The following is an 8,231-nucleotide window of genomic DNA, read 5'->3' as shown; positions in this document are numbered from 1 at the left end:
GAGCGGTGTCGAAGAGGCTGCCCGCGGCGGCACCGCCGCTGGGGCCGCCGGGACCGGCGGGGCCGTTGTTGCCGCGCGGCACGATCGCCGGGCGCGGGCCGCCGCCGGGCGGCGGCACCTGACGGCGCTGCTGGCCGGCGCCCGCGGCCGGGGCGCCACCGGGCGCGCCCGGGGTGCCGGGGGCCGGCTGCTTGTGACCCTGGGCCACGTCGACCGGGAGCATGACGAGCGCGGTCGTGCCGCCGGAGTCGGACGGGCGGAGCTGGATGCGGATGCCGTGTCGCAGGGACAGACGGCCGACCACGAACAGACCCATGCGCCGGGAGACGGAGACGTCCACGGTGGGCGGCGAGGCCAGCCGCTCGTTGATCGCCGCGAGGTCCTCGGGCGAGAGGCCGATGCCGGTGTCGTGGATCTCGACCAGCACCCGGCCGTCGGGCAGGGCGTGACCGGTGACCTTGACCTTGGTCTGCGGGGAGGAGAACGACGTCGCGTTCTCCAGCAGCTCGGCGAGGAGGTGGACGAGGTCGTTGACGACGCGGCCGGCGACCTCGGTCGGGGGCACGCCGCTGAGCTCGATGCGCTCGTACTGCTCCACCTCGGACGCGGCGGCGCGGAGGACGTCGACGAGCGGCACGGGCCGGGTCCACCGGCGGCCGGGCTCCTCACCCGCGAGGACGAGGAGGTTCTCACCGTTACGGCGCATACGGGTCGCGAGGTGGTCCAGGCGGAACAGCGAGGACAGCTGGTCCGGGTCGGCCTCGCGGCTCTCGAGCTCGGAGATCAGGGACAGCTGACGCTGGATGAGGCCCTGGCTGCGACGCGAGAGGTTGGTGAACATCGCGTTGACGTTGCCACGGAGCAGGGCCTGCTCGGCGGCGAGGCGGACGGCCTCCTGGTGCACGTGGTCGAAGGCCTTGGCCACCTGGCCGATCTCGTCCCGGCTGTGCACACCGACGGATTCCACGGACGTGTCGACGTCCTGCGGGTCGGTCTCGGACAGCTGCTTGACGAGCTCGGGCAGACGCTCCTGGGCGACCTTCTGGGCGGTGTCCTGCAGTCGCCGCAGCGACCGCACCATGGACCGGGCCACGACGAAGGCGCCGACGAGGGAGATGCCCAGAACGAGGACGATGAGGGCACCGTTGAGGATGGCTTCCTGGTTGGCCTCGTCGCGAAGCTCCAGGGCCTTCTGGTCCATCTGGGACAGCAGCGTCTGCTCGATCTTCGCCATCTCTTCGAGCTTGACGCTGTCCTGGTCGTACCAGTCGCGGTAACTGGTCTTCTCGTTCTTCAGCGCGTCGACGTTGTTGCCGAAGGCGCGCTCGGCGAACGTGTTGGCCGAGGTGACGTTGGTGTCGCCACCGTTGAGGGCCTTCAGCAGGCCGGCCGAGTCACCGCCGCGGATGGCGGTGAAGTGGCGCAGGGCCTCTTCCTCGTTGTCCAGGGCCGACTTGCCGTACTGGTGGTCGTTGGCCGTGAGCGAGGCGCCCTTGGGGTTGGCCAGCGCGGCGCTGATCAGGGCTCGCTGGATGGACGCGAACTCCTTGGCGGAGGAGAACGTCGCCAGCGCGCGGGTCGAGGTGATCATGTCGCTGTTGCTGGTGGCCTGGGCCATGTCCTGGGACAGCGACAGCAGGGAGGTGATCAGCGCGTTGTAGTTGTTGATCGTCTGCGCGATGTACGCCTTGTCGTCGTAGGCGTTGGCGCGAATGGTCTTGATCTTGTCGAGCTGCTTGGTGATGTCGACAAGGGTGGTCTGCACACCGACCATCGTCGGGTCGTTCGGCTTGACCTTCTTGGTCGTGCTGCGGAACGCGTCGGCGGCGCGGTCGGTCTTCTGCCGCGGCGCGACGACCTCGTCGTCGTTCTTGGGGTTGCCATGGACGAGCGGGCCCGCCGACCGGTCGCGCTCCTCCTGGAGGGCGTCGGCGAGCTGGGTCGCCTTACCGGTCATCTCCGTGAGGAGCTTCATGTGGTCGAGCTGGTCGACGTTGACGAGGGCGTCGTCAATACGCAGAGCACCCAGTGTGGTCGCCGCGACGACGGGAAGGGCGAGCAGCGAGATCAGACGGGTGCTGATTCGCCAGTTGCGCAGGGCTATTCGCGAGCCCGGCCCCGTGGGGCCATCCTTCTTCGGCTTCCCGGCGGGCTCGCCACCGTTCGCCGTGTCGACCGGCGGGCCGGCGGGCGTGCCGCGGTCGGTCGCACCGCGCGGCTCCTGCTCCGGCGCAGCGCTGCCATCCCTCTTGAAACGTCCCTGCACTAGCGTCGCAACCTCTGGACCAGGCGTCCCACCGGTTTGAAGCGGAGGGACGGTGTCGAGTCGTGGGGGGACCGCGGTGCCCCCCTGGCGGTCCCCGGAATTCCAGCACAGTGCCGGATCTCCCAACAAGGCCGGTGGGGCGGGTGGCATAGGCCGTGACCCAGGGTGAGGGAAGCGGTGACGGATCGTAGAAGATTGCGCCCTTTATGTCGGACTTATTGCTATGAGTCGCACGGCTCACCCCGGAGTGCTCCGGCTGTCCCAGTCGCCATGATCAGGAGCGGAACGTCAGGTTCAGCCCGGCAATGTCCGTTTCGTGGAGGTGGAATCGCTGCCCGGTATGCCGTATTTTTCGGTTGCTTCGTGAGCAAACTCACAAGGAGCTCATGACTCGTCCGGCCAGCGGCTGGGGATAGGCGCGCCGTAGCCTGGTCCTTTGCACAGGCGGCGAAAACGTCCAGTCAACGCCCCAGAGATCGATAACGCGAGGCCCCCAAGTGAAGACCGCACCGTCGGCTCGTCCGTCCCGGCAGACCGCCAACCCCCGTCGCACCACGCTCGCGCACCTGAAGGACGCCGAAACGCTGCGCGTGGCCGACACCGACCGCCGCGAGCACGTCCTGGAGCTGCCGGCGGTCACCGCCAACCCGCGCCGCACGGTCCTGATCGTCGCGCCCGCCGTGGCCGTCCCCGCGGAGTGACCCCCTCGGGCGGCTGACCCCGTCCGGACCACGGCGGCGCACGGGTCGCGCACGCCCCCCGCGATAGCCTGGGGCGTCAGACTCCGGCTCATCACGACACAAAGGGGAAGAAGCTTCCCGTGCGCATCGCCAGGTTCTCCATCGACGGAAACGTCGCTTTCGGCGTCGTCGAGGGGGACGCCTCCACCGAAGGCGGCCCTGTTCTCGACATCATCAAGGGGCACCCCTTCGCGGAATTCGAGCGCTCCGGGCAGAAGATCCCGCTGAGCAAGGTCCGGCTGCTGCCGCCCGTGCTGCCCAACAAGGTCGTCGCCGTCGGCCGCAACTACGCCGAGCACGCCGCGGAGCTGGGCAACGCCATCTTTGACGATCAAGGCCGTCCCGAGGCGCCGATCACCTTCTTCAAGCCCTCGACCGCCGTCATCGGCCCCGGCGACGCCATCGCCTACCCCTCCTTCTCCAGCGAGCTCCACCACGAGGCCGAGCTCGCCGTCGTCATCGGCCGCATGTGCCGCGAGGTCCCGCGCGAGCGCGTCAAGGACGTCATCCTCGGCTACACCTGCGCCAACGACGTCACCGCGCGCGACGTCCAGGAGCGCGAGAAGCAGTGGGCCCGGGCCAAGGGCTTCGACACCTCCTGCCCGCTCGGCCCCTGGGTCGAGACCGAGCTCGACCCCGGCGACCTCGGCATCATGTGCACCGTGAACGGCCAACAGCGCCAGCTGGGCCGTACGAGCGACATGGTGCGCTCCATCGAGGACCTCATCGTCCACATCACCGAGGCGATGACGCTGCTCCCCGGCGACGTCGTCCTCACGGGCACCCCGGCCGGAGTCGGACCGCTCAACGTCGGCGACGAGGTCGCCGTCACCATCGAAGGCATCGGCACTCTCACCAACAAGGTGATCAAGCGTGGCTAACGCGAACGTCCGCGTACGTTTCTGTCCCTCGCCGACCGGCAACCCCCACGTGGGCCTGGTCCGCACCGCCCTCTTCAACTGGGCGTTCGCCCGCCACCACGGCGGCACCCTCGTCTTCCGCATCGAGGACACCGACGCGGCGCGCGACTCGGAGGAGTCGTACCAGCAGCTGCTGGACGCCATGCGCTGGCTGGGCCTCGACTGGGACGAGGGCCCCGAGGTGGGCGGCCCCCACGCGCCGTACCGCCAGTCGCAGCGCATGGACCTCTACAAGGACGTCGCGAAGAAGCTGCTCGACGCCGGCCACGCCTACCGCTGCTACTGCACCACCGAGGAGCTGGACGCCCGCCGCGAGGCCGCCCGTGCCGCCGGCAAGCCCTCCGGCTACGACGGCACCTGCCGCGAGCTGACCGCGGAGCAGAAGGAGGCGTACGAGCGCGAGGGCCGCGAGCCCATCGTCCGCTTCCGGATGCCCGACGAGCCGATCACCTTCAACGACCTGGTGCGCGGCGAGCTGACCTTCACCCCGGAGAACGTTCCGGACTACGGCATCGTCCGTGCCAACGGCGCCCCCCTCTACACGCTCGTCAACCCCGTCGACGACGCGCTGATGGAGATCACCCACGTGCTGCGCGGCGAGGACCTGCTGTCCTCCACCCCGCGCCAGATCGCCCTCTACAAGGCGCTCGCCGAGATCGGCGTCGGCAACGGCACCACCCCGTCCTTCGGCCACCTGCCGTATGTGATGGGCGAGGGCAATAAGAAGCTCTCCAAGCGCGACCCGCAGTCCTCCCTCAACCTCTACCGGGAGCGCGGCTTCCTCCGCGAGGGCCTGCTCAACTACCTCTCGCTGCTCGGCTGGTCCCTCTCCGCCGACCAGGACATCTTCACGATGGACGAGATGGTGGCGGCGTTCGACATCGAGGACGTCAACGCCAACCCGGCGCGCTTCGACCTCAAGAAGTGCGAGGCGATCAACGCCGACCACATCCGCCGTCTCGACGTGAAGGCGTTCGCCGAGGCCTGCGAGCCCTGGCTGAAGGCCCCGCACGCCAACTGGGCCCCCGAGAACTTCGACCGGGCCGCCTGGGAAGCCATCGCCCCGCACGCCCAGACCCGCCTGACCGTCCTCTCCGACATCACGGCCAACGTCGACTTCCTCTTCCTGGACCAGCCCGTCGAGGACGAGGCGTCCTGGACCAAGGCCATGAAGGAGGGCTCGGACGCCCTGCTGCGCACCGCCCGCGAGAAGCTGGCCGAGGCGGAGTGGAACACCGACGCCCTCAAGGCCGCCGTCGTCGCGGCGGGCGAGGAGCACGGCCTGAAGCTCGGCAAGGCCCAGGCGCCCGTCCGCGTGGCCGTCACCGGCCGCACGGTCGGCCTCCCGCTCTTCGAGTCCCTCGAGATCCTGGGCCGCGAGCGCACCCTGGCCCGCGTGGACGCCGCCCTGGCCAAGCTGGCCGGCTGACGCCCGCTCGTCCCGTCACCAGGGGCCCGGCAGCCTTCCCGGAAGGCCGCCGGGCCCCTGGCGTACGGGGTGCGTACGGCCGCCCGGCCACCAGGCGGGTTATCGATTTTGGACCCCAGTCCACCTTCGGGTAATGTTCTTCCTGCGCCGCCCGGGAGGGCCGAGAGGCCGGAGCGGAGGGCGCGAGCCGGACAAGACCCCTTACGGGGGGTGGAGTTGCGGTGGGGTATGGTGTAATTGGCAGCACGAGGGTTTCTGGTTCCCTTAGTCTAGGTTCGAGTCCTGGTACCCCAGCAAAGAATTCTGAATTCTGAGAATTCTTCTGCGAAATTCTCTCGAAAAACCACTGATAAAGTGGGGGAGCGAGTGAAGAAGTAGAAGCGCAGTGCGAGCCCCCGTTGTGTAGCGGCCTAGCACGCCGCCCTCTCAAGGCGGTAGCGCCGGTTCGAATCCGGTCGGGGGTACTGATTCCTGAAGGGGAAATCCCGGACAGGAGTCGCTAGGGCCCCCGTTGTGTAGCGGCCTAGCACGCCGCCCTCTCAAGGCGGTAGCGCCGGTTCGAATCCGGTCGGGGGTACTGATTCCTGAAGGGGGAAACCCGGACAGGAGTCGCTAGGGCCCCCGTTGTGTAGCGGCCTAGCACGCCGCCCTCTCAAGGCGGTAGCGCCGGTTCGAATCCGGTCGGGGGTACTGGGTAAAACCACCATGGGGTATGGTGTAATTGGCAGCACGAGGGTTTCTGGTTCCCTTAGTCTAGGTTCGAGTCCTGGTACCCCAGCGCAGTAACAGAGCAAGCCCCCGTTGTGTAGCGGCCTAGCACGCCGCCCTCTCAAGGCGGTAGCGCCGGTTCGAATCCGGTCGGGGGTACAAGAGAAACACAGGAAACGCCCCTCGCTTCGGCGGGGGGCGTTTTTTGTGCGTCCTTCCGCCCTTCGCGGCGCGGCGGGATAATCCCCGCATGGTCCACGTCGGTGATCTGCGGCCCGGTGACCACGCGTGCCTGCTCTTCGGATCGGACGAGGAGCGGGCCTCCATTCTGCGGGACTTCGTCCGAGGGGGCCTGGACGCCAAGGACAAGATCCTCTATCTGAGCGGCGCCGGGAACCCGGCCGGCCCCCCGGGGCTGTCCGAGGTGCCCGCGGGCCGGGTCGAGGTCGTACGGCTCGGGGAAGTCCTCTCCGGCCGGGGGCGGTTGGAGCCCGCCGCCCTGCTGCGGAGGCTGCGGAGCGCCGCCGAGCGCTCCCGCCGGGAGGGCTATCGCGCCCTGCGGATCGCCGGGGACCTGTGCGCCGCCGTCCACGACGAACGGGACGTCCGCCGGCTGCTGCGGTACGAGGCGCTGCTGGCCGAGGAGTTCAGCGCGGGTCAGGCCCTGGCCGTCTGTCAGTACGACATCCGCCGCTGCGAACCCGCGGCCCTCGCCGTCCTCGCCTCCGCCCACGCCGGGAGCGTCGAGGCGGATCCGCTGGTGCGCACCCCCGAACTGGTCGTCGCCCGGACCTACCGCCCCCAGGGGCTGCGGCTGGAGGGCCTGGTCGACGCCGGGGCCCACCGCTGTCTGCGGGACGCCCTGCGGTCCGTGGCGGCGGTCCGGGGCGACGTCAGCCTGGAGATGTCCCGGGTGGAGTTCCTCGACCTGGGCGGGCTGCGGCTGCTGATGACCTTCGCCCGGGCCCGGGCCGCCCGCCACTGCACCGTGGAGCTCACCGGGCTGCGGCCGCACCTGCGGCAGGTCATCACGCTCGTGGGCTGGGACCGCACCCCCGGCCTCCGGCTGGGGGCCGGGCATGGGCGGGACTGACCCCGGTACCGGCACCGGCACCGGTTTCGTCCACCACGCGTGCCTCTACGGCACGGACGAGGAGTTCCTGGCGACGGCGGTGCCCTTCGCCCTCGACGGGCTGACGGCGGGGGAGCCCGTCCTCGCCGCCACGACACCCGCCAACATCGAACTGCTGCGGCGGGCGCTGGGGGAGCGGGCGGGGGAGCTGGACACGGCCGAGACGGCGTACTTCGGGCGCCGGCCCGTGGAGCGGGTGTCCGCGTTCCTCCGCTACCACGACCACCGCTCCCGTCCCGGGCGGCGCCTGCGGATCCTGGCCGAACCCGTGTGGGGCGGGAAGTCCGCGCGCCAGATCGCCGAGTGGAAGCGGATGGAGTCGGGGCTCAATGTGCTGCTGGCCGGGCTGCCGGTCTGGATGATCTGCCCGTACGACACCCGGACCGTGCCCTGTGACGTGGCCCACGCGGCCCGGGCCACCCACCCGGCGCGGGTGGACGGGCGCCTGGTGACGCCCTGCGCGGAGTTCACGGACCCGGGGGCGTACGCGGCCGCCGTGCCGCCGCCGCGCGTCCGTGTGCCGCGGGGGGCGGCGCGGACCGGGCCCACGGGGCGGATCGCCGTGATCCGCTCCTTCGCCCGTGAGCGGGCGCGGGCGGCCGGGCTGCGGGAGGAACGGCTGGGGCTGGCGGTGCTGGCCGTGTGCGAGGCGGCGGGGTATTTGCTGGCCTCGGGGCCCGCGCCCCGGGTGGCGGCGCGGGCCTGGGAGGAACCCGGGGTGCTCGTCTACGAGCTGCTGGGGGCGCCTGTGGGGCCGGTGTCCGTCTTCGCGGGCTTCCGGCCGCCGGGGGCGGAGCCCCATGCCGAGGACGGGCTGTGGCTGGCGCGGACGCTCAGCGAATCGCTGGATGTACGGGTACGGGGTTCGCTGGTGCGGCTCACCCTCCGAGTGGCGGGCCCCCGGGACGCGGAACGCTGGTGAGCCCCTGTCCCGCCCTTTCACCGTTTCCCGAGGGCTCCGCCCCCGGACCCCTGGTCCTCGAGCGCCGGGCGGGCTGAATTCAGCCCGCCCGGCGCTCGAGGACCAGGGGAATGA

The 8,231-nt window shown here is 70.4% G+C and carries 6 protein-coding genes and 6 tRNA genes; 11 read left to right on the top strand and 1 reads right to left on the bottom strand.

Annotated features, from left to right (window positions below; genetic code table 11):
- Positions 1 to 2,266 (bottom strand): nitrate- and nitrite sensing domain-containing protein (locus K6I33_RS06150; protein WP_229348649.1); only part of this gene is annotated, 2,266 nt, incomplete at its 3' end.
- A gap of 497 nt (positions 2,267 to 2,763) precedes the next feature.
- Here K6I33_RS06150 and K6I33_RS06145 point away from each other — a divergent pair.
- From K6I33_RS06145 to K6I33_RS06095, 11 genes are all read left to right on the top strand, one after another.
- Positions 2,764 to 2,967, top strand: a complete 204-nt coding sequence (locus tag K6I33_RS06145) for a hypothetical protein (protein ID WP_229348648.1) — start codon at positions 2,764 to 2,766, stop codon at positions 2,965 to 2,967.
- A 119-nt stretch (positions 2,968 to 3,086) separates the two neighbouring features.
- Positions 3,087 to 3,887, top strand: a complete 801-nt coding sequence (locus tag K6I33_RS06140; RefSeq protein ID WP_229348647.1) for a fumarylacetoacetate hydrolase family protein — start codon at positions 3,087 to 3,089, stop codon at positions 3,885 to 3,887.
- On the top strand, positions 3,880 to 5,355 hold the full coding sequence (gene gltX / locus K6I33_RS06135) for a glutamate--tRNA ligase (protein ID WP_229348646.1): 1,476 nt from the start codon (positions 3,880 to 3,882) through the stop codon (positions 5,353 to 5,355). The genes K6I33_RS06140 and gltX overlap by 8 nt, the downstream gene beginning before the upstream one ends.
- A 222-nt stretch (positions 5,356 to 5,577) precedes the next feature.
- Positions 5,578 to 5,649: transfer RNA gene (locus K6I33_RS06130), tRNA-Gln, on the top strand.
- A gap of 97 nt (positions 5,650 to 5,746) precedes the next feature.
- Positions 5,747 to 5,819 (top strand) — tRNA-Glu (locus K6I33_RS06125).
- A 40-nt stretch (positions 5,820 to 5,859) separates the two neighbouring features.
- Positions 5,860 to 5,932, top strand: a tRNA-Glu gene (locus tag K6I33_RS06120).
- A 40-nt stretch (positions 5,933 to 5,972) separates the two neighbouring features.
- A tRNA-Glu gene (locus K6I33_RS06115) sits at positions 5,973 to 6,045 on the top strand.
- Positions 6,046 to 6,061: 16 nt separating this feature from the next.
- A tRNA-Gln gene (locus K6I33_RS06110) sits at positions 6,062 to 6,133 on the top strand.
- 16 nt (positions 6,134 to 6,149) lie between these two features.
- Positions 6,150 to 6,222, top strand: a tRNA-Glu gene (locus K6I33_RS06105).
- 91 nt (positions 6,223 to 6,313) lie between these two features.
- Positions 6,314 to 7,156: an MEDS domain-containing protein gene (locus K6I33_RS06100; RefSeq protein WP_229348645.1), complete on the top strand. Its 843-nt coding sequence runs from the start codon at positions 6,314 to 6,316 to the stop codon at positions 7,154 to 7,156.
- On the top strand, positions 7,143 to 8,117 hold the full coding sequence (locus K6I33_RS06095; RefSeq protein ID WP_229348644.1) for an MEDS domain-containing protein: 975 nt from the start codon (positions 7,143 to 7,145) through the stop codon (positions 8,115 to 8,117). The genes K6I33_RS06100 and K6I33_RS06095 overlap by 14 nt, the downstream gene beginning before the upstream one ends.
- Positions 8,118 to 8,231 lie beyond the last annotated feature (114 nt).

The sequence above is a fragment of the Streptomyces sp. UNOB3_S3 genome (assembly GCF_020740895.1).
Lineage (GTDB): Bacteria > Actinomycetota > Actinomycetes > Streptomycetales > Streptomycetaceae > Streptomyces.
This window is presented reverse-complemented; position numbering and strand designations above follow the sequence as displayed.

Bases quoted from the DNA above. Each gene is read 5' to 3' on its own strand.
- K6I33_RS06100 (WP_229348645.1), top strand. From the start codon at position 6,314: ATGGTCCACGTCGGTGATCTGCGGCCCGGTGACCACGCGTGCCTGCTC.
- K6I33_RS06095 (WP_229348644.1), top strand. From the start codon at position 7,143: ATGGGCGGGACTGACCCCGGTACCGGCACCGGCACCGGTTTCGTCCAC.